A 24,646-nucleotide genomic window follows, 5' to 3' on the forward strand; every position below is an offset into this window, starting at 1 on the left:
GGTTTCTCTGACTCAGTCGTTGGCGTGCAGCGCCGCATTCAGTTCGACGCCGGTGCCCTTGGTGGGGACCACCTCGACGGCGCCGCTGACCGAGTTGCGGCGCAGCATCAGGTTGGAACGGCCGTTGAGGTCCTTGGCCTTGACGACGGTGCCGTCGGGACCGGTGACCTTGGTGCCGGCGGTGACGTACAGGCCGGCCTCGACGATGCAGTCGTCGCCGAGGGAGATGCCCACACCGGCATTGGCGCCGAGCAGGCATCGCTTGCCGATGGAGATGACCTCCTTGCCGCCGCCGGACAGGGTGCCCATGATCGACGCACCCCCACCGATGTCGGAGCCGTCGTCGACGACGACCCCGGCGGAGATGCGGCCCTCGACCATCGAGTTGCCGAGGGTGCCCGCGTTGAAGTTGACGAAGCCCTCGTGCATGACGGTGGTGCCGGAAGCGAGGTGCGCGCCGAGACGGACACGGTCGGCGTCGGCGATGCGCACCCCGGACGGCACGACGTAGTCGACCATGCGGGGGAACTTGTCGACGCCGTACACGGCCACGGGCCCCCGGATACGCAGGCGCGAACGCACCAGTTCGAAGTTGTCCACGGCGCACGGGCCGTAGTTGGTCCACACGACATTGGCGAGCAGGCCGAACACACCGTCGAGGTTGGTGCCGTGCGGCCGGACGAGGCGGTGCGACAGCAGGTGCAGCCGCAGGTAGGCATCGTGGGTGTCGGCCGGCGGCCGGGACAGGTCGGCGATCGTGGTGCGGACCGCGACCTGCTCGACCTCCCGCGCCTCGTCGGGGCCGACGAGCAGCGCGAAGTCGGAGGGAATGTCCGTGCCCTCGAGCCGGGACGTGCCCGTTTCGGTGAATTCGCCGAGCTCGGGGGCCGGGTACCAGGTGTCGAGAACGGTGCCGTCCGCCGCGATGTTGGCGATGCCTACTGCTGATGCTCCCTGTGCACTCACGGTCGAGAAGCGTACGCGAGGCGTCGTCGTTCTCGCGGACGGCCTGGTAAATCGCCCCACGTATTGTTCTTGCATGTCTGCACCGCACCTGGACCTGCATGCCGATCCGATCGAGCTGACCGCTGCCCTGGTGGACATCCCCAGTGTCTCCCGGGACGAGGCGGTGATCGCCGAGTCCGTCGAACAGGCGCTGCGCACCCAGACCACCGGTTTCGAGATCGTCCGCAGTGGTAACGCGGTTCTCGCCCGCACCCGCCTCGGGCGGCCGAGCCGGGTGTTGCTGGCCGGTCACCTCGACACCGTGCCCATCGCGGACAACGTGCCGTCGCGGCGCGCGGGGGAGTTGCTGTACGGGTGCGGCACGGCCGACATGAAGTCGGGCGACGCGGTGTTCCTGCACCTGGCCGCCACGATCGCCGAGCCGGCGCACGATCTGACCCTGGTGTTCTACGACTGCGAGGAGATCGCCGCGGTGCACAACGGTCTCGGCCGCATCGAACGGGACCTGCGCGACTGGCTGGACGCGGACGTGGCGATCCTCGGCGAACCGACGGCCGGCCAGATCGAGGCGGGCTGCCAGGGCACCCTGCGGGTGCGGATCGCGGCGAGCGGGGTGCGGGCGCATTCGGCGCGGTCCTGGCTGGGAGACAACGCGATCCACCGGCTGGCCCCGGTGCTCGGGCGGCTCGCGGCCTACGAACCGCGCTCGGTGGACATCGACGGCTGCGTCTACCGCGAGGGTCTGTCCGCGGTGCGGATCGCCGGCGGTGTCGCCGGCAACGTGGTGCCCGACGCCGCGGACCTCGACGTCAACTTCCGGTTCGCGCCCGACCGCACGGTCGAGCAGGCGCTCGCGCACGTGCGAGAGGTGTTCGACGGTCTCGACGTCACCCTCGAGCTCACCGACAGTTCGCCCGGCGCGCTGCCCGGCCTGGCCCACCCCACCGCGGCGGACCTCGTCGCCGCGGCCGGCGGCCGGTTCCGGGCCAAGTACGGGTGGACGGACGTCGCGCGGTTCGCCGCGCTGGGGATCCCGGCGGTCAACTACGGTCCCGGCGATCCGAACCTCGCGCACACCCGGGACGAGCACGTGCCCGTGGGACAGATCACCGAGGTCGCCGACACGCTGCGCAGGTACCTCGCCGGCTGACGCGCACAGCGTCGGATGCGGCAGGCGCGGTGTGCCGCATCCCCTAATCTGAGCGCATGGCGCGCGACACCGACCCCGGATCCCGCGACCGTGCGAGTGCCGACGTGGTGCACCGCGGTCCCGTCCAGCTGCGCCGTGACCGGGCGGCCGAGACCACGACGATGGACCAGCGGCTCCTCGATCGCCGGGGTCCGTCGGACTGGGTGCACACCGATCCGTGGCGGGTGCTGCGCATCCAGAGCGAGTTCGTCGAGGGCTTCGGGGCGCTGGCCGAGGTGCCGCGCGCGGTGGCGGTGTTCGGGTCGGCCCGCACCCCCGTCGACCACCCCGAGTACGTCACCGGACGCGCCCTCGGGGCCGCCTTGGCGGCGGCCGGCTATGCGGTGGTCACCGGTGGGGGGCCGGGGGCGATGGAGGCCGCCAACCGCGGTGCGAGCGAGTCGGGGGGATTCTCGATCGGCCTCGGCATCGAACTGCCGTTCGAGCAGGCCCTCAACGAGTGGGTCGACCTCGGACTGAACTTCCGCTACTTCTTCGCCCGCAAGACGATGTTCGTGAAGTACTCCCAGGCATTCGTCTGTCTGCCCGGCGGATTCGGAACCCTCGACGAGCTGTTCGAGGCGCTCACGCTGGTCCAGACCCGCAAGATCACCAGGTTTCCCATCGTGCTGCTCGGCACCCACTACTGGGCGGGGCTGGTCGAGTGGATCCGGCAGTCGATGATCGGCGAGGGGCGGATCTCGCCGGGCGACCTCGACCTGCTGTATCTGACCGACAGTGTCGAGGAGGCGGTGCAGATCGTGGTCGATGCCCATCGCGGTCAGGACGAGTCGGCGCTGTACGGGGAGGGCGGGTCGTGGTGAGCGGGTTCGATCCGGTCGAGGGCGTCGGCGGCGAGCGCGCGGTCGAGGCGCGGGCGGTGTGCGTCTATTGTGCCTCCGGTCCCGTCGGGGACTCCTACCTCGAGCTGGCGGCGGCGGTGGGGACCGCCATCGGACGACGCGGCTGGCAGCTGGTCTCCGGCGGCGGCAACGTGTCGATGATGGGCGCGCTGGCGGAGGCCACCCGGGCCGCGGGCGGGCACACCGTCGGCGTGATCCCCAAGGCGCTGGTGCACCGTGAGGTCGCCGACGTCGACGCCGACGAGCTGATCGTCACCGACACGATGCGCCAGCGGAAGCAGGTGATGGAGGAGCGGGCCGACGCGTTCGTCGCGCTGCCCGGCGGGATCGGCACCCTCGAGGAACTGTTCGAGACGTGGACGGCCGGCTACCTGGGCATGCACACCAAGCCGGTGGTGCTGCTCGATCCGGTGGGGCACTACCGGGGACTGCTGGACTGGCTCGAGTCGATGGTGCCGACCGGCTTCGTCAATCGTCGCGCCCTCGACGACCTGCAGCTCACCGAGGACGTCGAGGACGCGCTCGACCGGTGCGCCGGGTGAGGGGCTTCCGCAACGCGCCGCGGTTGCTTACTCTGCAGTAAGTTGTTGTCCACCGCCACGAAGGATGCCATGCCCGAGTCCGGTTCGACCATCTCCCTGGTGGGTCTCGCCACCCAGCTTCCGCGAATGCTGCCCGACGTACCGAGCCTGCTGCGCGGCGCGGCGGGCCTGACCCGGCGTCCGGAGGCGCGCGAGTCGATCGGGTCGGTGTTCCAACGCCTGGCCGAGCGGAACCCGGACCGGCCGTTCCTGCGCTTCGAGGGCGACGCCCTCAGCTACGGCGACGCCAATGCGCAGGTCAACCGCTACGCGGCCGTCCTCACCGCGCAGGGTGTGCGCACTGGCGACGTCGTCGCCGTGTTGATGAAGAACCGCCCGGAGGCGTTGCTCGTCGCGCTCGCCACGGTCAAGCTCGGTGCCGCGGCCGGCATGCTCAATCACCATCAGCGCGGGGAGGTCCTCGCGCACAGCCTCGACCTGCTCGACAGCCGGGTCCTCGTGGTCGGCGAGGAGTGCGAGGAGGCCCTGGAATCCCTCGACGGGCCGCCACCGGCCGGAAAGGTGCTGCGCGTCGGCGAACTCGACGACCTCGCCGTCGCCGCCGACTCCGCGAACCCCGCCGTCACCGAGCGCCTGCAGGCGAAGGAGACCGCCTTCTTCATCTTCACCTCGGGCACCACGGGCATGCCCAAGGCCAGCCGGATGACCCACTACCGCTGGCTGAAGTCCATGTCCGGCCTGGGCAGCCTCGGTGTCCGGCTGCGCCGCGACGACACCCTGTACTGCTGCCTGCCGCTGTACCACAACAACGCGCTCACCGTGTCGCTGTCGTCGGTGCTCGCAGCCGGGGCCACGTTCGCGCTCGGCCGCAAGTTCTCCGCCACCGGCTTCTGGGCCGACGCGAAACGCAACGACGCGACGGCGTTCGTCTACATCGGCGAGATCTGTCGCTACCTGCTGAACCAGCCGCCGTCGCCCGACGACCGCGATCACGGCATCCGGTTGATGGTCGGCAACGGACTGCGCGCCGAGATCTGGACCGAGTTCACCGAGCGGTTCGGCATCGCCCGCGTCGCCGAGTTCTACGGTGCGAGCGAGTGCAACATCGCGTTCGTCAACGCCCTGAACCAGCCGCGCACCGCGGGAATCTGCCCACTGCCGTATGCCGTGGTCGACTACGACCACGAGACCGGCAAGGCGCTGCGGGGACCGGACGGCCGGCTGCGCCGGGTCGGGCGCGGCGAGGTGGGCCTGCTGCTGGCGAAGGTCACCGACCGCGCCCCGTTCGACGGTTACACCGATCCGGACGCGAGCGAGTCCAAGCTGGTCCGCGACGGCTTCGAGGACGGCGACACCTGGTTCGACACCGGCGATCTCGTCCGCAGTCAGGGCTTCATGCACGTCGCGTTCGTCGACCGTCTCGGCGACACCTTCCGGTGGAAGGGCGAGAACGTCGCCACCACGGAGGTCGAGGCGGCCGTGTCGGCGAGCGAGTCGATCTCGCAGGCGGTGGTCTACGGGGTCGAGATCCCCGGCACCGACGGCCGGGCCGGGATGGCCGCGGTCACGCTCCACGAGGGCGCCGAGTTCGACGGGGCCGCGGTCGCGGCGCAGCTGTACCGGGCGCTGCCGTCGTACGCGGTGCCGCTGTTCGTCCGGATCGTCGACGAACTCGAGCACACCTCGACGTTCAAGAGCCGCAAGGTGGACCTGCGCACGCAGGGCTACACCGACACCGGTGAGGATCCGGTGTACGTGCTCACCGGACCGGACGAGGGCTACCGGCCCGCATACGACGGCTACGTCGAGTCCGTCGCCGGTGGCGAGCTGCCGGCGGGCTGAGTTCCGTCGCCGCACCTGCGATTCGCGCGGGCGTCCGGAATCCGCCCACGCCGTGCGGAGGGCGGATTCCGGTTCACCGCTCGGATTCGGCCGCCCGGCGTGCATGCCAGGATGGATCCATGACCGCTTCCGTCACCGTCTCGCCGACCCTCTGCGGCCGCCCGGTCGCCACCGACCGGGCCCTGGTGATGGCAATCGTCAACCGCACCCCGGACTCCTTCTACGACCGGGGTGCGACCTTCACCGACGAGGCCGCGATGGCCGCCGTGGACCGGGCCGTGGCCGAGGGTGCGGACCTCGTCGACATCGGCGGCGTGAAGGCCGGCCCCGGTGAGGTGGTCGACGCAGCAGAGGAGACGCGACGGGTGGTGCCGTTCGTCGCGGCGATCCGGGCCCGGCACCCCCGGCTGCTCGTCAGCGTCGACACCTGGCGCAGCGACGTCGCGCGACGCGCGCTCGCCGAGGGCGCGGATCTGATCAACGACACGTGGGCGGGTGCCGACCCGGAACTGGTGTCCGTCGCCGCCGAACTCGGCGCGGGCATCGTCTGCTCGCACACCGGGGGTGCGGTCCCGCGCACCCGGCCGCACCGCGTGCGCTACACCGACGTCGTCGCCGAGGTGACCCGGGAGATCGTCGCCGCGGCCGAGCGGGCCGCGAAGGCCGGAGTGCCCGGCGACTCCATCCTCATCGATCCGACGCACGATTTCGGCAAGAACACCTTCCACGGGCTCGAGTTGTTGCGGCACGTGGACGTTCTCGTAAATACCGGGTGGCCGGTGCTCATGGCGCTGAGCAACAAGGACTTCATCGGGGAGACTCTGGGGGTGGAACTCGCCGACCGGTTGGAGGGCACATTGGCAGCGACAGCACTTGCGGCCGCGGCAGGCGCGCGGATGTTCCGGGTGCACCAGGTGGCGGCGACCCGGCGTGTGGTGGACATGGTGGCGGCCGTCGCCGGAACCCGGCCCCCGGCGCGCACCGTCAGGGGGCTGGCATGAGCACGGCAGTGACAGGGCCGTCGGCCGGGGCGTTCACCCGGCCCTGGGCCGAGGCGAACAGCTGGGACGAGCCCGGCTGGAGCATTTCCGAACTGGAACGCGCCAAACGCGGCCGGACCGTATCGGTGGTGCTGCCGGCGCTCGACGAGGAGGCGACCGTCGCGGGGGTGGTGGACACCATCCATCCGCTCCTCGGCGGGTTGGTGGACGAGCTGATCGTTCTGGACTCGGGGTCCACCGACCGCACGGCGGAGCGAGCCCGCAGCGCCGGTGCGCGGGTGCTCTCGCGGGAGGAGGCGGTCCCGGGCCTCGCCCCGGTGCCCGGCAAGGGCGAGGTGCTGTGGCGGTCCGTCGCGGCCACCACCGGTGACCTCATCGCGTTCGTCGATTCGGATCTGCTCGAGCCCGACCCGGCGTTCGTCCCGAAGCTGCTCGGGCCACTGCTCACCGGCGACGGCATCCACCTGGTCAAGGGCTATTACCGTCGCCCGCTGCGGGTCAGCGGCGCCGAGGAGGCCAACGGCGGCGGACGGGTCACCGAACTGGTGGCGCGGCCCCTGCTCGCGGCGCTGCGACCGGAGCTGACATGCGTGCTGCAGCCCCTGGGCGGTGAGTACGCCGGGACCCGGGAACTGCTGTCGGCGGTGCCGTTCGCGCCCGGGTACGGCGTCGAGATCGGGCTGCTGCTCGACACCTACGACCGGCTCGGCATCGACGCGATCGCCCAGGTCAACCTCGGTGTGCGCAAGCATCGGAACCGGCCGCTGGGGGAGCTGGGGGTGATGAGCCGGCAGATCGTCGGCACCATGCTGGCCCGTTGCGGGATCCCCGACTCGGGAGCGGGCCTGACCCAGTTCCTGGTGGACGGCGACGGGTTCGTCCCCGTCACCACGGAGGTCAGCCTGGTGGACCGGCCCCCGGTCGTCACCGTCACCTGACACCCCGTCGTGTCGGGGGGTCGTGCCAAGATCGGTACATGCTGACGGTTCTGCTCTACCTGCTCGTCGTGGTGGTCGTCGGCGCGGTGCTGTTCCTCGTGGCGAGCGCGGTGTTCGGTCGGGGGGAGACCCTGGCGCCGATCCCGCCGGGCGCCACGGCGACGGCGCTTCCGGTCACCGACGTGACCGGCGCGGACGTCCGCGAGCTGCGTTTCCAGCAGGTGCTGCGGGGCTACAAGACCGCCGAGGTGGACTGGGCGCTCGACCGGCTCGCGCACGAGATCGACGATCTGCGGGCCCGGCTCGCCGAGTACGAGAACACCGGATACGACAACACCGAGTTCGAGAACACCGAGTACGAGAACACCGAATACGACAACACCGGTGGGGTCACTCCGGGCGGCGACGAGGCGGACAGCGGCCGGACCGGGGCATCCGTCGCGGCGGAGGCCGCGCCGGACCGTCGGACAGGGGGGAGTGACGATGGGTGAGGATCGGGTGCGGTGCCCGTGGGCGGTGGATCCGCCGGGGTCCACGCTGTACCGGGACTACCACGACGAGGAGTGGGGCCGCGAGTTGCACGGGCGCGACGAGTTGTTCGAGCGCCTGGCCCTCGAGGCGTTCCAGTCGGGGTTGTCGTGGCTGACGATCCTGCGGAAGCGGGAGGCATTCCGATCGGCGTTCGCGGGTTTCGACGTCGACGTGGTCGCCGGCTACACCGCCGCGGACGTCGACCGCCTGCTCGGCGACGCCGGCATCGTCCGGAACCGGCGCAAGATCGAGGCGGTGATCGGCAACGCCCGGGCGGTGCTCGACCTGCGGGAGACGGACCTCGACACGTTGCTGTGGTCGTTCGCGCCGGCGCGGCGCGCCCGGCGTCTCCGCTCGGTGGCGGAGGTACCGGCGGTGACCCCGGAGTCCACGGCGATGGCCCGGGAACTGAAGCGGCGCGGCTTCGCGTTCGTCGGTCCTACCACGGCGTATGCGCTCATGCAGGCCACCGGGATGGTCGACGACCATCTCGCCGAGTGCTGGGTCGATACGGACGTTCGATCAGGTTCCGGCGACATTAGGGCGGAGTCAGCTACCCGGCGGTCGGCCGGATAGGGAAGAATGATGTCGCGAGCCTCGTCGATTTCCGGCGAGGCCCCCACGGTAACCCACGCGCGCAAGAGTCGAGCGCAGATTTGGAGGGAGCAGAGGATGGCGGCCATGAAGCCCCGGACCGGGGACGGTCCCCTCGAAGCAACCAAAGAGGGACGAGGAATCGTCATGAGGGTTCCACTCGAGGGTGGCGGACGTCTGGTCGTCGAACTCACGCCGGAGGAAGCTGCAGCGCTCGGCGAAGAGCTCAAGGGCGTCACCAGCTAGGTGTCGGCAGCCGGCGACGATTCGCCGGTTCCCCGGGGCCCCGCGCGCCACGGTGCGCGGGGCCCGTTGCTGTTCGTACTCCGGTGCTCTGTGTTTCTCGGAAGGACTGCCCGTGCTCGATGCGGTGACCGACCTGCTCGCCTGCCCCCAGTGCGAGCGTGGGCTCGACCTCGACGAGGGCGTCCTGCTGTGCGAGGCCGGGCACAGCTTCGACGTCGCGCGACAGGGCTATGTCAGCCTCCTGACCGGGGCCGCGACGCGATTCACCGGCGACACCGCCGAGATGATCGCCGCGCGCGCGGACTTCCTCGACGCCGGACACTTCGATCCGCTGCTCGGCGCCGTCGCCCGGGCCTGTGCCGAGCACCCCGCCGGCGACGACGGTGCCCGCGTTCTCGAAGTGGGTGCGGGCACCGGAAGGTACCTTGCAGCGGTGCTCGACGCGCTGCCGGACAGCCGCGGCGTCGGGCTCGACGTGTCCAAACCCGCGGTCCGGCGCATCGCCCGCAGCCACCCCCGCGTCGGGGCCGTGCTCGCCGACGTGTGGCGGCAACTACCGATCCGCAGCGGCGTCCTCACCCACGTGCTGTCCGTCTTCGCGCCCCGCAACGCCGCCGAGACGCATCGCGTTCTCGCCCCCGGCGGTGTGCTCGTCGTCGCGGCTCCCACCCCGGCGCACCTGCGCGAGCTGGTGACGCTGCCGGGGATGGTCCAGGTGGACGAACGCAAGACCGAGCGGCTCGGGGCGGCGTTGTCCGGCGGGTTCGAGCGGGTCGACCGCGCCGACGTGCAGTTCACCCTGGAACTCGACCGTCCGGCACTGGGCCGGCTGGCCGGGATGGGACCGTCGGGGCACCACCTGACCGGCGAACGGCTGGCCGAACTGGTCGGGGGACTGCCGGAGCCGTTCCCGGTGACGGCCTCGGTGACCGTCACCGTGTGGGCACGGCGCTCGGACTGATCCGGCCCTCCGTCCCGCGCTCATTGCCGCGTGGCGGCGACCTCCTGCTCAGTGCCGCGTGGCGGCGACCTCCTGGTAGACCGCGAGTGTCTGCCGCGCAATCTGTGCCCAGGAGAACTCCGCGATGGCCCGCGCCCGCCCGGCCCGGCCCATCTCGGCAGCGAGCACTGCGTCCCCGGCAACCTCGTCGATCGCCGCCGCCAGCGCCTGCTCGTACGCTCGCGGCTCGTAGGAGTTGTAGTGCACCAGCCGGCCGGTGACCCCGTCCTCGACGACCTCGGGGATGCCCCCGACGTCCGATGCGACGACCGCGGTCTCGCAGGCCATCGCCTCGAGATTGACGATTCCCAGCGGTTCGTACACCGAAGGGCATACGAAAACTCTTGCTGCCGAGAGGATTTCGCGGACGGACTCGGTGGGCAGCATTTCCCGGACCCAGAAGACGTTGCCGCGCCGGCGTTCGAGTTCGGCCACGGCCTGCTCGGTTTCGGCGGCGATCTCCGGGGTGTCCGGGGCCCCGGCGCACAGCACCAGCTGGATCCCGGGATCGACGTCGTGGGCGGCGGCGATCAGGTGCCCGACACCCTTCTGGCGCGTGATGCGCCCGACGAACGCGACGATCGGCCGATCGGGGTCGACTCCGATCTTCTCCAGCGCGGACGGCTCTCCCGGTTCGGCCGGGCCCGGATGCCACACGCCGGTGTCGATGCCGTTGCGCACGACATGCACGCGCGCCGGGTCGACGAACGGATACGCGTCCAGCACGTCGAGTCGCATCCCGGCACTGACCGCGACGACCGCGTCCGCGTGCTCGACCGCGTTGCGTTCGGACCACGACGAGATGCGGTAGCCCCCGCCCAGCTGCTCGGCCTTCCACGGTCTGCGCGGTTCGAGCGAATGGGCCGTCAGGACGTGCGGCACGTCGTACAGCTCGGCGGCGAGGTGCCCCGCCAGGCCGGTGTACCAGGTGTGCGAGTGGACGACGTCGGCGCTGTCGGCGGCGTGCGCCATCCGCAGCTCGGCCGACAGCGTCGTCAGAGCCGGGTTGGCGCCTGCCAGGGCGGGATCGGGGCCGTGGACGAAGACGCCCTCCCGGGGTGCTCCCATGCAGTGCACGTCGACTTCGCACAGCCGGCGCAACTGCGCAACCAGTTCGGTGACGTGCACGCCGGCACCACCGTAGACCTCCGGCGGGTACTCCCGCGTCATCATTGCCACCCGCACCGGATCAAACTATCCGGCGCGTGACGTTCCGGCCACCGATGGGCTCTTCGCTGGCGGTGGCGGGGGGTGGCGGATAGGTTGACTGTGTGAGGAGCCAGCCCCATGTGCTTGGAATCGTGCTCGCCGGCGGCGAGGGCAAACGCCTGTATCCGCTGACGGCGGACCGCGCGAAACCGGCGGTACCGTTCGGCGGTGCCTATCGACTGATCGACTTCGTGCTCAGCAACCTGGTCAACGCCGGGTTCCTGCGGATCTGCGTGCTGACGCAGTACAAGTCGCACTCGCTGGACCGGCACATCTCCCAGACCTGGCGGCTGTCGGGTTTCACCGGCGAGTACATCACCCCGGTACCGGCGCAGCAGCGGCTCGGCCCGCGCTGGTACACCGGCAGCGCCGACGCCATCCTCCAGTCGCTCAACCTCGTCTACGACGAGGATCCGGAGTACATCGTGGTGTTCGGCGCCGACCACGTCTACCGGATGGACCCGGAGCAGATGGTGCGCCAGCACATCGAGTCCGGCGCAGGGGTGACCGTCGCCGGTATCCGGGTGCCGCGCAGCGAGGCGTTCGCGTTCGGCTGCATCGACAGCGACGAGCAGGGGCGCATCACCCAGTTCCTGGAGAAGCCCGCCCACCCGCCCGGCACCCCGGACGATCCCAACGTCACCTTCGCCTCGATGGGCAACTACGTCTTCACCACCAAGGTGCTGGTCGAGGCGTTGCGGGCGGACTCGGAGAACCCGGACTCCGACCACGACATGGGCGGCGACATCATCCCCGCCCTCGTCGCCCAGGGCGCCGCCCACGTCTACGACTTCAACGACAACGTCGTGCCCGGCGCCACCGAACGCGACCGTGGATACTGGCGCGACGTGGGTACCCTCGACGCGTTCTACGACGCGCACATGGACCTGGTGTCGGTGCATCCGATCTTCAACCTCTACAACCGGCGCTGGCCCATCCGCGGCGCCTCCGAGATGTGGCCGCCGGCGAAGTTCGTCCAGGGTGGTCTCGCGCAGGAGTCGATCGTCGGATCGGGCAGCATCCTGTCCGCCGCCACCGTCCGCAACTCGGTGCTCAGTTCCAATGTCATGATCGAGGACGGCGCCACCGTGGAGGGCAGTGTCCTGATGCCGGGGGTGCGCATCGGCAAGGGCGCGGTCGTGCGGCGTGCGATCCTCGACAAGAACGTCGTCGTCGGCGACGGCGAGATCATCGGCGTCGACCTCGAACGCGACCGGCAGCGCTTCGCCGTCAGCAGCGGCGGCGTCGTCGCCATCGGTAAGGGCGTGTGGATCTGACCGTGTGAATCCGACCGTGTGAATCCGACCGTGCGAATCCGACCGTGTGAATCCGACCGGGGTCCGCGCCGGGGCTCAGAGTTTGGCGGCGCAGAGCAGTCCGTCGCCCACCGGCAGCAGTACCGGGGCAAGACGCTCGTCGGTCACCACCGCCCGGGTGGCCTCCCGGACGGCCAGGACGACGGAGTCGCGTTCGGCCGGATCGGCCACCCGGCCGCAGAGCAGCGCATGGTGCAGCACGATGGCCCCGCCCGGACGCAGCAGCCGGACCCCTTCCCGGACGTAGTGCGGGTGATCGGCGGGGGTGGCGTCGACGAACACCAGGTCGTACGCGGAGTCGGCCAGCCGGGGCAGCACGTCCAGCGCGCGCCCGTTGATCAGGCGGGTGCGCGAGGCCGTGACCCCGGCCTCCCGGAACGCGGTCTTGGCGGCGCGCTGATGTTCGGGCTCGCTGTCGATGGTGGTCAGGACACCGTCTTCGCGCAGGCCCCGCAGCAACCACAGCCCGCTGACGCCGGCACCGGTGCCCACCTCGACGACCGTCCGGGCGTCGAGCATGCGAGTGAACATCGCGAGAGCCGCACCCACCGCTGCCGGGATCGGCTCGGCCCCGAGATCGAGGGCACGCTCGCGCGCCGTGGCGAGGTTGTCGTCCTCTGTGACGTTCTCGACGTGAGCCAGTATCCGTTCGGCATTCGTGTGCACCCCAGTGAGGTTATCGTCGCCGGGGTCCGGTCGCAGGCAGGCGCGCACGGCGACAGGATTCTCAGGCGATGCTCAGGTTGCTCATATCGGCACCACATCACCGTGCGTGAAGGTGTAGGTACCACAACAGACCGCACCGACAGGCGCTCGCGGGCCCGGGAACAAACCCGGCGTACACGGTGTTGGACCACGACACCCGACATCCGACACTCGCGATCACGCGGTCCCGAAGAGGAGGATCCAGCGATCCACATGGCCGATTCCCCCCAGCTCCCCAGCCCCGACGTCGAGCCCACGGCCGACGTCGAGCTCACCGGCACGGCAGTGTTCGACGCCACCGGTGACCGTGCGGTGATGCCGTCGTGGGACGAGCTGGTGCGCGAGCACGGCGACCGGGTGTACCGGCTCGCCTACCGCTTGTCCGGGAACGCGCAGGACGCCGAGGATCTCACCCAGGACACCTTCATCCGGGTCTTCCGCTCGTTGCAGAACTACCAGCCGGGCACCTTCGAGGGCTGGCTGCACCGCATCACCACGAACCTTTTCCTCGACATGGTCCGGCGCCGCAACCGCATCCGCATGGAGGCGCTGCCCGAGGACTACGACCGCGTGCCCTCCGCGGGCCCCGATCCCGAGCAGATCTACCACGACGCCCGGCTCGGCGCCGACCTGCAGTCCGCGCTGGACTCGCTGGCGCCGGACTATCGTGCTGCTGTGGTCCTGTGTGACATCGAAGGTCTGTCCTACGAGGAAATCGGTGCCACACTGGGAGTCAAGCTCGGCACGGTGCGCAGCCGCATCCATCGCGGACGGCAGGCGCTGCGTGAGCACCTGCGCGAGCATGGGAAGGTCGAAGTCGGTCGAGTCGATGCGGGGTAGCCGCCAGGAGGGTTTCATGACGAGGGCACACCCGACCCGCCGGTTCGGTTCCACGGAGCACCTGGCGAGTGAGGCTGTGGCAGCGTACGTGGACGGCGAACTGCGGATGAATGCGTATCTCCGCGCGGCCGAGCATCTGGCCGTGTGCCCGGAGTGCGCCGCGGAGGTCGAGGCACAGCAGCAGGCCCGTCGCGCGTTGCGCGACGCCGCCCGGATGGCTCCGCCCCCGATGTCGAGTACTCTCCTGGGCGCTCTCGCCGACATCCCGCAGCATCATCGGAACCTGCCCGCGTCCGGTTTCCAGGGCATGCCGGCGACCGACCGGTTCGGGTCGGCCGCGCGACGCTGGCCGATCCGCTGGCGCCGTTGACGGTGCCCGAACCCGTGTGCGGTGATCAGTCCGGGACGTCCGGTGGCAGTGCCGTCGGTGATACGAGTCGCTGGTGATACGGGTGGCTTCGGTGACGGCGGGCCCATCGGTGATACTGGGTCCATCGGTGATACTGGGCACCGTGACTGACGGACACGGGGGAGACGGGCACGCGTGACAGCGGAATCAGTAGAGTCCGAGCGTCGGGCCGGGGAGTCCGAGCGTCGGGCCGGCTCTCCGGAGACGGACGGTGCCGCCGCGCCTGAGGTGTCCTGCCGTGCCGATGCGCCCCGTCTGCAGCCCCGCCCGGTCTACCGCCCGGCCGTCGACGATGCCGCCAACCGCGTCTTCGGCCGTCCGGCCGGCACGACCGGCCCGTTCGGGCGGTCCGCCGAGGAACGCGCCGCCGAGCCGCCGGTCCGTCACGGTGCGCCCACCGATCCGGTGCTGGCCGAGGCGTTCCGCCGACCCGCGGACACCTCCGAGATCCTGCAACGGCCCCCCGTCGACCCGGACGCCGAGGCCGATGCGGACGGTCCCGAGCCGGACCCGTGGCGAGACCCCGCCACGAACGTGCGCCTGGGCGCGCCCGCACAGTCCCACGACGAGCAGCCGCTGCCGCCCGCCCCGAAGCTCACGCTGCGGGAGGTCCTCTTCGGCGGCCGGATCGAGACCCGCGCCCTCGCCACGCTCGCCGCGGTCGCGCTGACCATCGGCATGGTCGGCGGCCTCGTCGTCGCGCTCGTCACGTCCGACACCGGATCCCTCACCAGCCGTAGCGTGACGCTGGCCCAGGTGGATCAGGACGGCGACCTGCCGTCCGGGCAGGTGGCCCGCGTCGCCGATGCGGTGCTGCCCGCGGTGGTCTCGATCCAGGTGACCCTCGGCGAGGAGGCCGGTACCGGGTCCGGTGTCGTCATCGACGGCGCCGGATACATCGTCACCAACAACCACGTCGTCTCGATGGCCGCCACGGCACCGGACGCCAAGATCCAGGTCACGTTCAACGACGGCACGAAGGTGCCTGCCGAGATCGTCGGCCGGGACATCAAGACCGATCTGGCGGTGCTCTCGGTCGACGCGGACAACCTCACGGTCGCCGAACTCGGCCGTTCGGAGGACGTGCAGGTGGGGGAGGACGTGATCGCCGTCGGTTCCCCGCTCGGACTGAGCAAGACCGTCACCCGCGGCATCGTCAGCGCACTCAACCGCCCGATGCGCTTGGGCGGGCAGGGCACCGACACCGATGCCGTGATCGACGCCGTGCAGACGGACGCCTCCATCAACCCCGGCAACTCCGGCGGCCCGCTCGTCGATGCCGAGGGCCGCGTCATCGGCATCAACTCGGCCATCAAGACCGAGACGGGTGGTTCCGTCGGTCTCGGGTTCGCCATCCCGATCGACGACGTCACCGCCGTCGCCCAGGAACTGATCCGCACCGGCGAGATGCGCCACCCGGAGATCGGCGTCAACACCCGTAGCGTGGCCAACGACGTCGCCAGCGGCGCCGAGGTCGCCAACGTGCAGCAGGGCAGCCCGGCGCAGCAGGCGGGCATCGTCGAGGGCGACGTCATCGTCAAGGTCGGGGACCGCGAGGTGACCAGCGCGGACGAATTGGTCGTCGCCGTGCATGCTCAGGAGATCGGCAAGCCGGTCACGGTGCAGCTGGTACGTGCGGGACGCCTGGTCGACGTGCAGGTGACCCCGATGTCCGACTGACCGTCCGCTGCCGCTTCGCTGGGAATCCGCTGTGACCTGGGTCCTCCGGGCTGCGAACCCCGCGTCACCACGTACCCTGGAACGGTGTTCGGCAATATCGGTTGGGGCGAATTCATGGTCCTGCTCGTCGCGGCGCTCGTGGTCCTCGGCCCCGAGCGGCTGCCCGGTGCGGTGTCCTGGGTGACCAGGTCGCTGCGGCAGGTCCGCGACTACGCATCCGGCGCGAAGGAGCAGCTGAAGGAGGAGCTCGGCCCCGAGTTCGACGACCTGCGGCAACCCCTGTCCGAACTGAACCAGCTCCGTGGCATGACGCCGAAGGCGGTCATCACCAAGCACTTGCTGGACGGCGACGACTCCCTACTCACCGGCGACTTCGACAAGCCCGGCACCAAGCCGGTGAGCAAGCCCGTCCCGCCGCCGTTGACAGCGGGAGAAAAGCCCCCCATCGACTCCGACGCGACCTAGACCTAGGCCGCTGCGCGGCCGGTGTGTCCTTTGGGCGGTCAGGACAGCCCAAAGGACACACCGGCGCCGCAGGCGCCTAGAGGTGACGGGTGGTGTCGATCCCCAGCGACATGCCGGCCAGGCCGCGGCGACGCACGGCGAGCTTCTCGGCGATCTCGCGCAGCGCCGTGCCTGCGGGCGAGTCGGGGGCACTGAGAACGATCGGGGTTCCGGCGTCGCCGGCCTCGCGGATCGCCGGATCGAGCGGGATCTGACCCAGCAGCGGGACGGTCGCGCCGACGGCGCGGGTGAGCCGCTCGGAGACGGCCTGACCGCCACCCGTGCCGAACACGTCCATCCGGGTGCCGTCGGGCAGCTCGAGCCACGACATGTTCTCCACGACGCCGACGATGCGCTGGCGGGTCTGCAGGGCGATGGAGCCGGCCCGCTCGGCGACTTCGGCGGCCGCCTGCTGCGGAGTGGTGACCACGAGGATCTCGGCGCCGGGGATCAACTGCGCGACGGAAATCGCGACGTCGCCCGTGCCGGGCGGCAGGTCGAGCAGCAGCACGTCCAGATCGCCCCAGAACACGTCGGCGAGGAACTGCTGCAGCGCGCGGTGCAGCATCGGTCCCCGCCAGACCACGGGCGTGTTGCCCTGGGTGAACTGGGCGATGGAGATCATCTTCACGTCGTGCGCGATCGGCGGCATGATCATCCGCTCCACCTGGGTGGGCTTGGCGTCGGTGCCGAGCATGCGCGGAATGGAGTGGCCGTAGATGTCGGCGTCCAGCACACCCACGGACAGGCCCCGTGCGGCCATGGCGGCGGCGAGGTTGACCGTGACGGAGGACTTGCCGACCCCGCCCTTGCCGGAGGCCACCGCGTAGACGCGGGTGAGCGAGCCGGGCTGGGCGAACGGGATGACCGGCTCGGTGGAGTCGCCGCGCAACGACTTGCGCAGCTCGGTGCGCTGCTCGTCGTTCATGACGTCGAGTTCGACGCGGACCGCGGAGACACCGGCGACGTCGGCCACAGCCTTGGTGACCCGGTCGGTGATCTCGGTGCGCAGCGGACAGCCGGCGGTGGTCAGGTAGATGCCGACGTCGACGCTGCCGTCGCCGCCGATCTCGATGCTCTTGACCATGCCGAGTTCGGTGATCGGCTTACGGATCTCGGGATCCTGAACCCGCGCCAGGGCGCTGCGGACGTCGGACTCGCTGACTGCCATGGCATCAATCGTAGGTGGCACCCGCTCAGTGGATGCGCGGCAGGTCCGCCGCGCTGGGGGTGACGCCGGTCGAATAGGCGGCCGACCAGGCGAGCACGTTCGCGACGTACGCCATGGAGTTGTTGTAGCGATGGATGGCCTTGGTGGCCTGCGCGAGGTCGTGCATGTTGTTGCCGCCGTCGCACAGGTACTTGGCGGTGGTGAGGGTGGAGTCGTACAGGTTCTGCGGGTCGGCGACGCCGTCGCCGTTGCCGTCGCCGGCGTAGAGCTTCCACGTGGAGGGGATGAACTGCATGGGGCCGACCGCTCGGTCGTAGACGGTGTCGCCGTCCAGGGTGCCGCCGTCGGTGTCCCGGATGACGGCCTGGCCGCGCAGGCTGCCGTCGAGGGGCAGACCGATCACGGGTTCGAGGAGGTTGCCCTTGTCGTCGGCCTTACCGCCCTTGGCATGGCCGGACTCGACCTGGCCGATGCCGGCGAGCAGTGTCCAGTACATGTTGCAGCCGGGGGTCTCGGCGGCGAGGATCCGCTCGGCGTTCTGGTAGGCGGCGAAGTTGATGCCGGGAATCCCGAGGGGGCCGGGCTGGAGCGGTGCCGGGGCGGCGGGGGCAGGCTCCGGGGCGGGCGCGGGGGCCGCCGCGGGCTCCGCGGTAGGCTCCGGTGCGGTCATGAGGGCGGCCGCGGCGGCGACGTCGCGGGAGATCCCGTCGGCGATGTAGGTGGTCTCGGTCGCCGCAGTCACGGGCTCGGCCACCGCTTCGGTGTCCTGCACGCCGAACAGGGTCTTGGGGCTCGCCCCGGCGCTGGTGGCCGCGGCGACCACGCCGACCGGAACCAGTCCGGTGAGGGCGATGACCGAATTGCGGCGGAGCTTGGACTCCGAAGGCTTCCTGTGCCGACCCACTCGATACCTCCTGGGCGCCTTCCCCGAGACGCTTTCGTTACATGGCGGTACCGACCATACAGGAAGCGATGCGTTTCCGTTACCCTACCGTGATGTAACGCGCTGAGCTGGGCAAACGGCTGGAGCTGGGGGTTACGACGAGATCGAGGCGTGACCGATCAGGGTGCGGGCGGCGCCGGGCACAGCGCCGGGACGAGACACGGCAGCGGCGGCAGCACCGGCGCAGCCGGCGGTGCCTCGACAGCCGGCGCAGCCGGCGGTGCCTCGACAGCCGGCGCGGCCGGCGGTGCCTCGACTGCCGGCGCGGGGACGGGGACCGGCTCGACCGCGGGAGCCGGGACCGGCGCCGGCGTGGGTGCCGTCGTGGTCCCGGACACGGGTGCGGGAACGGTCTCCGCGACGTCGACGGTGTTCGGCCGGGCCGGAACGGCCGGCGGCGCCAAGGGCGGGACGACGATCCCCGGCGAGACCGCGGCGCCCTTCTCGTACGCGGCCGACCAGGCCTGCACGTTGGCGACGAACTCCGGCGACGGATCGAACCGGGCAGCCGCGCGGGCGCGGGCGTCGGCCTCGGCCAGGCGCGCGTCGTCCGAGCACAGCCAGGCGCCGGCCGCCAGACCGGCGTCGAAGACGTTCTGGGGATCCGCGGTGCCGTCCGCGTTGCCGTCGGCGGAGAACTGCGACCAGACCGCCGGGGGCAGCTGCATCGGCCCGAGTCTGCCCGTGCCGGGAGCCACGCGCGCGGTCGTGAGCGTGCCCAGCACGTCGGTGCGTCCCGAGTCCGCGTGCTGCGACGTGATCCGTCCGATCGCGGCGAGCAGATGCCACGGCAGTGCGCACTCGGGCTCATCGATCGCAAGCTGCATCTCGGCCGCCCGATACGCGTAGAGCACCAGCTCCGGGATCGCCAGGGGGCCCTCACCGGCCAGCACGGGCGACGGCTGTCCGGGTGCGACCGTGACCTCGGGCGGAAGATCCGCCGCGGGAGCGCCGGCCGGAGCCTCGGCCCCGCGTACGGGTCGCGGCGCCGCCGGGTCCGCCGGCAGGACCCCGACCCCGGTGCTGCCGTCCGCCGCCGTCACGGCGACCGGCTCCCTGTGCTCCGTCGCAGCCACCGGTGCCGGGGACGACGCGACCGCCGCGAACCCGGCACCGAGCACCACCGGCACCGCGATCAGACCCTGCCAGCGCACGCCATCACCCCACAGACCTACTCGTCGCGGACAGTCACCCCACCGACACCATCGACGGGCTGTGATGGACGTTACAGCGCGTCACGTCTCAGCGGCGGGCCGGGCGCGTTTTGCCGGATGCCGTCGACGTCGTGTCCTCCTCCTCCGGTTCGATCAGCAGCGCGCGCAGATCGTCGAGCTCGCGCCGGAGGTAGTCGCGGGTGGCCACCTCGCCGACCGCCAGCCGCAGCGCCGCCAGCTCCCGCGCGAGGAACTCGGTGTCGGCCTTGGTCTGGGCGGCGCGTGCCCGGTCCACCTCGAGTGACACCCGGTCCCGGTTCTCCTGCCGGTTCTGGGCGAGCAGGATCAGCGGCGCGGCGTAGGCGGCCTGCGTGGAGAACGCGAGGTTCAGCAGGATGAAGGGGTACGGATCCCACTGCAACGTCACGGCGAAGACGTTGAGCAGGATCCACACGATCACCACGACCGTCTGGATGGCCAGGTAGCGCCCGGTGCCGAGGAACCGGGCGATCGATTCGCTGACGCGGCCGACCGCCTCGACGTCGAAGTTGACCCGGAACCGGCCGGTTCGGGGAGTGTCGAGGCGCTGCCGGGCCACGGCGGAACGGTCACTCATCGTCGGCCTCCTCTTCGCGCCAGTCCTCGGGCAGCAGGTGATCGAGCACGTCGTCCACCGTCACGGCACCGAGCAGGTGCCCCTCGTCGTCCAGCACGGGCCCGCACACCAGGTTGTACGTCGCGAAGTACCGGGTGACCGCGGTGAGCGAATCGTCGGGGTCCAGTCGTGGCAGGTCGTTGTCCACGATCCCGCCCACCAGGCCGGCCGGCGGCTCCCGGAGCAGCTGCTGCAGGTGCACGCAGCCGAGATACTTGCCCGTCGGGGTCGCGGTGGGCGGCCGGACGACGAACACCATGGACGCCAGCGCCGGGGTGAGGTCCGGGTTGCGCACCCGGGCCAGTGCCTCGGCCACCGTCGTCGCCGGGGTGAGCACCACCGGCTCGGGGGTCATGAGGCCGCCGGCGGTGTCGGGGGAGTGCTCGAGCAACCGCCGCACCGGCTCGGAATCCTCCGGATCCATCAGGCGCAGCAGCGACTCGGCGTCCGAGTCGGGCAGCTCGCCGAGCAGATCGGCGGCGTCGTCGGGGTCCATCGCCTCGAGCAGGTCCGCGGCGCGTTCCACCTCGAGGTGCATCAGCAGATCGGTCTGGTCGTCGGTCGGCAGCTCCTGCACGACGTCGGCGAGCCGCTCGTCGTCCAGGGCGACCGCCACCTCGTGCCGGCGCTTCTCCGGCAGCTCGCGCAGCGCGTTCGCGACGTCGGCGGCGCGCATGTCCTCGAACTGCAGCAGCAGCTGCGAGACACCCTGGCCGGGCATTCCGAGGTTGCTGTAGGTCAGCCCGTGCACGTGCTGCCAGTCCACGACATGGATCGCGGACCGCCGGCCCAACCGGCCGCGCTGGGCCCGCACGGCCACGCGCGAGACCACCCAGTCCCGGGTGCGGGTCAGTTCGATGCCGAGATCGACGACGACCACGTCCACGCCCGCGAGCTCACCCAGCTCGGGGTCGTCGACCCGGACCTTCGAATCGAGCACCTGCGCGAGCGCCAGCACCTCGGTCGGTCGCTGCGTGAACCGGCGCAGGCTGACGTTGCCGGTGTTCAGGGTGACGGCCCCCGGCTCGATCGCCGTCACCCGCAGCATCGGCACGAATATTCGCTTGCGCGTCGGCAGTTCGACGACCAGACCGAGCACCCGGGGCTGCTGCCGCCCGATCCGGATGGTGAGCACGACGTCGCGCACCCGGCCGATCGACTCGCCGTCGGGTCCCAGGACCACCAGACCTGCGAGCCTCGCCGCGAATACCTTGCTCACTGCTGCCATGATGGTCAGGCTAGAACGTGCGGTCGTCGATTTCGGAACACGGAGGTCTGCCCAGCCCATGTCGTTCGACTTCAGGCCCCGCAGGTCCGTGCTCGCCGTTCCCGGCAGCAGCCGCAAGATGATCGACAAGGCCAAGGGCCTGCCTGCCGACGAGGTGTTCCTCGATCTCGAGGACGCCGTCTCCCCGCTGGCGAAGGAGCAGGCCCGCACGACGATCGTCGAGGCGCTGAACGAGGGCGGGTGGGGCGAGCAACTGAAGGTGGTGCGGGTCAACGACTGGACCACCGATGCCACCTATCTCGACGTCGCCACCGTGGTGGGGGGCGCCGGCGCGCACCTCGATGCGATCCTGCTGCCGAAGGTTCCCGACGCGAGCCATGTGCAGGCGCTCGATCTCCTGCTGACTCAGGTGGAGAAGGCCCACGGGCTCGAGGTCGGGCGCATCGGTATCGAGCCGCAGATCGAGGACGCTCTCGGGCTGACCAACATCAACGCGATCGCCACCGCCAGCCCGCGCGTGCAGACGCTGGTGTTCGGCCCGGCCGACTTCATGGCGAGCATCAACATGCGCACCCTCGTCGTCGGGGAGCAGCCCGACGGCTACGACCGCGGCGACGCCTACCACCACATCCTCATGACCATCCTCATGGCGGCCCGGGCCCACGGGCTGCAGGCGATCGACGGGCCGTATCTCCAGATCCGCGACGTCGAGGCGTTCCGGCGCTCCGCGCAGCGGACCGCGGCCCTCGGCTTCGACGGCAAGTGGGTGCTGCACCCCAGCCAGATCGACGCCGCGAACGAGGTCTTCAGTCCGCGGCAGGAGGACTACGACAAGGCCGAGATGATCCTCGACGCCTACGAGTGGCACACCTCCGCGGCTGGCGGCGCGCGCGGCGCCGCGATGCTCGGGGACGAGATGATCGACGAGGCCAGCCGCAAGATGGCGCTGGTGATCTCGGCGAAGGGCCGGGCAGCCGGAATGGCCCGCACCACGACGTTCGAGCCGCCGCAGTAGGCGGCTGCGCCGCCGGTGTGTCCTTTGGGCGGTGGGAGCAGCCCAAAGGACGCACCGGCGCCGAAGGCGCAGACGGGCAGAATGGACAGGGTGCGCCGGATCGGGGCGCGCAGTCACGAGAAGGAGCCGAAGATGACCAACCCCCTCGGACAGCCGGGACGCGCCACGCCGGGCCTGCCGACTCCGCCGAGCGGCTGGCCGGTCGGTTCGTACACGACCTACGCCGAGGCGCAGCGCGCTGTCGACCATCTCTCGGACCAGTCCTTCCCGGTCGAGGACGTCACCATCGTGGGTGTCGATCTCATGCAGGTCGAGCGGGTCACCGGCCGGTTGACGTGGGCGAAGGTGATCGGCGGCGGCATCGCCTCCGGCGCCTGGCTCGGTCTGTTCTTCGGGCTGCTGCTCGGGATCTTCTCGACCGATTTCCTCGGCCCCCTGCTCGTCGGCATGGTCGGCGGCATCGTCTTCGGCCTGATCTCCACGACCATCCCGTACGCCGCGACGCGCGGCCAGCGCGACTTCTCGTCGACGATGCAGCTGGTGGCCGGCCGCTACGACGTGCTGTGCGCGCCGCGCAACGCGGAACGGGCACGGGACCTGCTCGCCAAGCTCGCGTTGTAGACCGTTCGATCACAGTTCCGTTCCGGGCGGCAGTTGAGTCGCGCGGCGGCGTCCGGTGCGTTACGTTCGCACCAAGTGTGACGGAAGTCACCGTCGCGCAGGACGACGGCTGGAGGCTGTGGTGCGGAGACGGGCGGTGCGGGTCGTACTGGTGGGCGCCGCGGCGGTGTTCGCCCTGTCGTCGGTCGCGGCGTGCGGCAGCGAGTCCGACGGGACGGTACTGAGCTTCTACACCGCCGCCGACGGCGCGGAGCAGTACGCGGCCGCGGCGGCGAACTGCACCGCCGCCGCCGGTGGCCGGTACACCATCGAGCAGCGCACCCTGCCCAAGGGCGCCGACGACCAGCGGCTGCAGCTCGCGCGGCGGCTCACCGGCGGGGACGAGACCCTCGACCTGATGACACTCGACGTCGTGTGGACGGCCGAGTTCGCCGAGGCGGGCTGGGCGCTGCCGCTGCCGCCGGACGTCGCGGCCGCGGTGTCCGAAGGCACCCTCGCCGGACCGCTGGAGTCCGCCACGTGGCAGGGCACCCTCTATGCGGCACCGCTGAACACCAACACCCAGTTGCTCTGGTATCGCAAGGACCTGATGCCCGACGGGCGGCCACCGCAGACGTGGGACGAGATGATCGACATCGCGAGCGGGCTCGCGGCCGAGGGCCGCCCCAGCTGGATCGGGGTGCAGGCCCGCCAGTACGAGGGCCTGATGGTGTGGTTCAACACCCTGCTCGCCAGCGCCGGCGGATCGGTCGTGGCAGAGGACGGCACCACCGTCACCGTGGCCGACGGTGACGCCGCGGTGACGGCTCTGGACATCATGAAGCGGGTGGCGACCGCGCCCGGTGCGGACCCGTCGCTGAACCAGTCCGACGAGGCCGCTGCGCGTCTCGGTATGGAGAGCGGCAAGGCCGCGTTCCAGGTGAACTGGCCGTTCGTCTACCCCGGCATCGTCGAGAACTCCGAGAAGGGCTTTCTGCCCTTCGTCGACGAGAACGGCAACGTGACCGCCGAGAACACCGGCAACACGGTCCTGACGGTGAACGGCGAGCAGAACTTCCTCCCCGCCCCGTACCCGTCGGTGGTCCCCGGCAAGCCGGCCGAGGTCACGATCGGCGGGTTCAATATCGGGGTCGCCCGCACCACCAGGTATCCCGACCTCGCGTTCGAAGCCGTGCAGTGCCTGCGCAACGAGGAGAACCAGCGCAACAACGCCGTCGACGGCGGTGTCCCGCCCACGCTGGCATCGCTGTACGACGATCCGGAGTTCCAGCAGGCATACCCGATGTGGCGGGAGGTGCGCGAGAGTCTCGAGAACGCGGCGGTGCGCCCGGTTTCGCCTGCGTATCAGAGCATTTCGACGCTCATCACCGCGACTCTCAATCCGGTCGACCAGATCGACCCGCCGCGCACGGTCGACGAACTCGCCGAGCAGGTCCGCAAGGCGGTCAATTCGGAAGGGCTGATCCCGTGACCACCACGCCCGC

The 24,646-nt window shown here is 70.7% G+C and carries 26 protein-coding genes; 18 read left to right on the plus strand and 8 right to left on the minus strand.

Annotated elements, in window-relative coordinates:
* Window positions 1-12 precede the first annotated feature (12 nt).
* Entirely contained in the window at window positions 13-966 is a 954-nt protein-coding gene (dapD, locus tag LZP97_RS02705; protein ID WP_010592461.1) for a 2,3,4,5-tetrahydropyridine-2,6-dicarboxylate N-succinyltransferase, read from the minus strand.
* A 73-nt stretch (window positions 967-1,039) separates the two neighbouring features.
* Here dapD and dapE point away from each other — a divergent pair, with 73 nt between their 5' ends.
* From dapE to LZP97_RS02755, 10 genes are all read left to right on the plus strand, one after another.
* Window positions 1,040-2,116, plus strand: coding sequence for a succinyl-diaminopimelate desuccinylase (gene dapE, locus LZP97_RS02710; RefSeq protein WP_017680204.1), 1,077 nt, complete (start codon window positions 1,040-1,042; stop codon window positions 2,114-2,116).
* A gap of 56 nt (window positions 2,117-2,172) precedes the next feature.
* Window positions 2,173-2,979, plus strand: a complete 807-nt coding sequence (locus LZP97_RS02715) for a TIGR00730 family Rossman fold protein (RefSeq protein WP_010592459.1) — start codon at window positions 2,173-2,175, stop codon at window positions 2,977-2,979.
* On the plus strand, window positions 2,973-3,560 hold the full coding sequence (locus LZP97_RS02720) for a TIGR00730 family Rossman fold protein (protein ID WP_010592458.1): 588 nt from the start codon (window positions 2,973-2,975) through the stop codon (window positions 3,558-3,560). Before LZP97_RS02715 ends, LZP97_RS02720 begins: the two co-directional genes overlap by 7 nt.
* Before the next feature lie 69 nt (window positions 3,561-3,629).
* The gene (locus tag LZP97_RS02725; RefSeq protein WP_048771760.1) at window positions 3,630-5,402 is read left to right on the plus strand and encodes a long-chain-acyl-CoA synthetase; all 1,773 of its coding nucleotides are present in this window, start codon (window positions 3,630-3,632) and stop codon (window positions 5,400-5,402) included.
* A 119-nt stretch (window positions 5,403-5,521) separates the two neighbouring features.
* Window positions 5,522-6,403 carry a dihydropteroate synthase gene (gene folP / locus LZP97_RS02730; RefSeq protein WP_048771757.1) on the plus strand — a complete coding sequence of 294 codons (882 nt, stop codon included), beginning with the start codon at window positions 5,522-5,524 and terminating at the stop codon, window positions 6,401-6,403.
* Window positions 6,400-7,341 carry a glucosyl-3-phosphoglycerate synthase gene (locus tag LZP97_RS02735; RefSeq protein ID WP_010592455.1) on the plus strand — a complete coding sequence of 314 codons (942 nt, stop codon included), beginning with the start codon at window positions 6,400-6,402 and terminating at the stop codon, window positions 7,339-7,341. The genes folP and LZP97_RS02735 overlap by 4 nt, the downstream gene beginning before the upstream one ends.
* A gap of 38 nt (window positions 7,342-7,379) precedes the next feature.
* Complete coding sequence (locus LZP97_RS02740; RefSeq protein ID WP_010592454.1) at window positions 7,380-7,832, plus strand: DivIVA domain-containing protein; 453 nt, start codon at window positions 7,380-7,382, stop codon at window positions 7,830-7,832.
* The gene (locus tag LZP97_RS02745; RefSeq protein WP_010592453.1) at window positions 7,825-8,448 is read left to right on the plus strand and encodes a DNA-3-methyladenine glycosylase I; all 624 of its coding nucleotides are present in this window, start codon (window positions 7,825-7,827) and stop codon (window positions 8,446-8,448) included. The genes LZP97_RS02740 and LZP97_RS02745 overlap by 8 nt, the downstream gene beginning before the upstream one ends.
* Window positions 8,449-8,544: 96 nt before the next feature.
* Window positions 8,545-8,712, plus strand: coding sequence for a DUF3117 domain-containing protein (locus LZP97_RS02750; protein ID WP_003936084.1), 168 nt, complete (start codon window positions 8,545-8,547; stop codon window positions 8,710-8,712).
* Between the two features lie 112 nt (window positions 8,713-8,824).
* A complete protein-coding gene (locus LZP97_RS02755; protein ID WP_010592452.1) occupies window positions 8,825-9,673 on the plus strand; it encodes a putative RNA methyltransferase in 849 nt (282 codons plus the stop codon).
* A gap of 48 nt (window positions 9,674-9,721) precedes the next feature.
* On the opposite strand, the gene glgA is transcribed toward LZP97_RS02755, so the two are convergent.
* Window positions 9,722-10,897 (minus strand): glycogen synthase, encoded by a 1,176-nt coding sequence (gene glgA, locus LZP97_RS02760; RefSeq protein WP_010592451.1) that lies wholly within the window; start codon window positions 10,895-10,897, stop codon window positions 9,722-9,724.
* 86 nt (window positions 10,898-10,983) lie between these two features.
* Between glgA and glgC the strand changes: the two genes are divergently transcribed.
* A complete protein-coding gene (glgC, locus tag LZP97_RS02765) occupies window positions 10,984-12,198 on the plus strand; it encodes a glucose-1-phosphate adenylyltransferase (RefSeq protein ID WP_003936087.1) in 1,215 nt (404 codons plus the stop codon).
* 75 nt (window positions 12,199-12,273) lie between these two features.
* Here glgC and LZP97_RS02770 read toward each other — a convergent pair whose 3' ends face one another.
* Window positions 12,274-12,903, minus strand: coding sequence for an O-methyltransferase (locus LZP97_RS02770; protein ID WP_010592449.1), 630 nt, complete (start codon window positions 12,901-12,903; stop codon window positions 12,274-12,276).
* A 252-nt stretch (window positions 12,904-13,155) separates the two neighbouring features.
* On the opposite strand from LZP97_RS02770, the gene sigE reads away from it, so the two are divergent.
* The 4 genes from sigE to tatB all read left to right on the plus strand — a co-directional run bounded on the left by sigE (window position 13,156) and on the right by tatB (window position 16,336).
* On the plus strand, window positions 13,156-13,782 hold the full coding sequence (sigE, locus tag LZP97_RS02775; RefSeq protein ID WP_010592448.1) for an RNA polymerase sigma factor SigE: 627 nt from the start codon (window positions 13,156-13,158) through the stop codon (window positions 13,780-13,782).
* A gap of 16 nt (window positions 13,783-13,798) precedes the next feature.
* Complete coding sequence (locus tag LZP97_RS02780) at window positions 13,799-14,152, plus strand: zf-HC2 domain-containing protein (protein WP_010592447.1); 354 nt, start codon at window positions 13,799-13,801, stop codon at window positions 14,150-14,152.
* 267 nt (window positions 14,153-14,419) lie between these two features.
* Entirely contained in the window at window positions 14,420-15,871 is a 1,452-nt protein-coding gene (locus LZP97_RS02785) for a S1C family serine protease (RefSeq protein WP_048771750.1), read from the plus strand.
* 84 nt (window positions 15,872-15,955) lie between these two features.
* Window positions 15,956-16,336 (plus strand): Sec-independent protein translocase protein TatB, encoded by a 381-nt coding sequence (gene tatB, locus LZP97_RS02790; protein ID WP_010592445.1) that lies wholly within the window; start codon window positions 15,956-15,958, stop codon window positions 16,334-16,336.
* Window positions 16,337-16,412: 76 nt separating this feature from the next.
* On the opposite strand, the gene LZP97_RS02795 is transcribed toward tatB, so the two are convergent.
* The 5 genes from LZP97_RS02795 to LZP97_RS02815 all read right to left on the minus strand — a co-directional run bounded on the left by LZP97_RS02795 (window position 16,413) and on the right by LZP97_RS02815 (window position 21,526).
* Complete coding sequence (locus tag LZP97_RS02795; protein WP_003936093.1) at window positions 16,413-17,546, minus strand: Mrp/NBP35 family ATP-binding protein; 1,134 nt, start codon at window positions 17,544-17,546, stop codon at window positions 16,413-16,415.
* Window positions 17,547-17,571: 25 nt separating this feature from the next.
* Window positions 17,572-18,450, minus strand: coding sequence for a lytic transglycosylase domain-containing protein (locus tag LZP97_RS02800; protein WP_010592444.1), 879 nt, complete (start codon window positions 18,448-18,450; stop codon window positions 17,572-17,574).
* 158 nt (window positions 18,451-18,608) lie between these two features.
* Window positions 18,609-19,643 carry a hypothetical protein gene (locus LZP97_RS02805; protein ID WP_040275501.1) on the minus strand — a complete coding sequence of 345 codons (1,035 nt, stop codon included), beginning with the start codon at window positions 19,641-19,643 and terminating at the stop codon, window positions 18,609-18,611.
* 88 nt (window positions 19,644-19,731) lie between these two features.
* On the minus strand, window positions 19,732-20,259 hold the full coding sequence (locus LZP97_RS02810; protein WP_010592442.1) for a DUF1003 domain-containing protein: 528 nt from the start codon (window positions 20,257-20,259) through the stop codon (window positions 19,732-19,734).
* Entirely contained in the window at window positions 20,252-21,526 is a 1,275-nt protein-coding gene (locus LZP97_RS02815) for a magnesium transporter MgtE N-terminal domain-containing protein (protein WP_026138051.1), read from the minus strand. Before LZP97_RS02815 ends, LZP97_RS02810 begins: the two co-directional genes overlap by 8 nt.
* Window positions 21,527-21,584: 58 nt before the next feature.
* Here LZP97_RS02815 and LZP97_RS02820 point away from each other — a divergent pair, with 58 nt between their 5' ends.
* The 3 genes from LZP97_RS02820 to LZP97_RS02830 all read left to right on the plus strand — a co-directional run bounded on the left by LZP97_RS02820 (window position 21,585) and on the right by LZP97_RS02830 (window position 24,633).
* Entirely contained in the window at window positions 21,585-22,541 is a 957-nt protein-coding gene (locus tag LZP97_RS02820) for an HpcH/HpaI aldolase/citrate lyase family protein (protein WP_010592440.1), read from the plus strand.
* Window positions 22,542-22,673: 132 nt separating this feature from the next.
* Window positions 22,674-23,162, plus strand: a complete 489-nt coding sequence (locus LZP97_RS02825) for a general stress protein (RefSeq protein ID WP_003936099.1) — start codon at window positions 22,674-22,676, stop codon at window positions 23,160-23,162.
* A 136-nt stretch (window positions 23,163-23,298) separates the two neighbouring features.
* A complete protein-coding gene (locus tag LZP97_RS02830) occupies window positions 23,299-24,633 on the plus strand; it encodes an ABC transporter substrate-binding protein (protein WP_010592439.1) in 1,335 nt (444 codons plus the stop codon).
* The last annotated feature ends 13 nt before the right edge of the window (window positions 24,634-24,646 follow it).

Origin of the sequence: Rhodococcus sp. DMF-1 (assembly GCF_021441945.1) — a bacterium.
GTDB classification, from domain to species: Bacteria; Actinomycetota; Actinomycetes; order Mycobacteriales; family Mycobacteriaceae; genus Rhodococcus; species Rhodococcus ruber.